Origin of the sequence: Sphingobium sp. DC-2, assembly GCF_000722555.1 — a bacterium.
GTDB lineage: Bacteria > Pseudomonadota > Alphaproteobacteria > Sphingomonadales > Sphingomonadaceae > Sphingobium > Sphingobium quisquiliarum.
Map to the genome: position 1 here is coordinate 1 of NZ_JNAC01000072.1, position 617 is coordinate 617.

General features: G+C 61.6%; 1 protein-coding gene. It reads right to left on the bottom strand.

From position 1 onward, the window contains the following. Positions 1-28: 28 nt before the first annotated feature. Positions 29-617: Tn3 family transposase (locus ET21_RS0115550; protein ID WP_017503833.1), on the bottom strand; the 589-nt coding region annotated here is incomplete at its 5' end.

Consider the following 617-nt stretch of genomic DNA (forward strand, 5'->3'; position numbering starts at 1 on the left):
GGGGGCGTTTGCGGGAGGGGGCGGAATCCTACGCTAAGGATTTGGGCCAGCGATATTCCCCGGTTAGATTGATGTGTTCCCATCCCAACGGCGAGACGTGGGCGAGTAGATCAGGCGCGATATGGGTACCGCTGGCGGCCCGGGTATTGACGACCTCGCCGAGCTTCATGGTGTTCCAGAATATGATGATGGCGGCGAGCAGGTTCATTCCGGCGATGCGATAGTGCTGGCCTTCGCCGGATCGATCCCGGATTTCACCTCGGCGGTGGAAGCTGATGGCGCGCTTTAGGGCGTGGTGGGCCTCACCCTTGTTGAGGCCGATCTGAGCCTGGCGCTGGAGGCCGGCATCAAGAATCCAGTCGATCATGAACAGGGTTCGCTCGATGCGGCCCACCTCTCGCAATGCGAGGGCCAGCTCATTCTGGCGCGGGTAAGAGGCGAGCTTGCGAAGAATCTGGCTGGGGGCGACGATCCCCGCTGCGATCGTCGCCATGATGCGCAGGATGTCGGGCCAGTTGCGCTCGATGAGCGGTTCATTGATCTTACCTCCGACCAGCGCTCGCACATTGGCCGGCGTCGCGTTGGGCGTGAAGGCATAGAGTCTTTTCTGAGGGAGA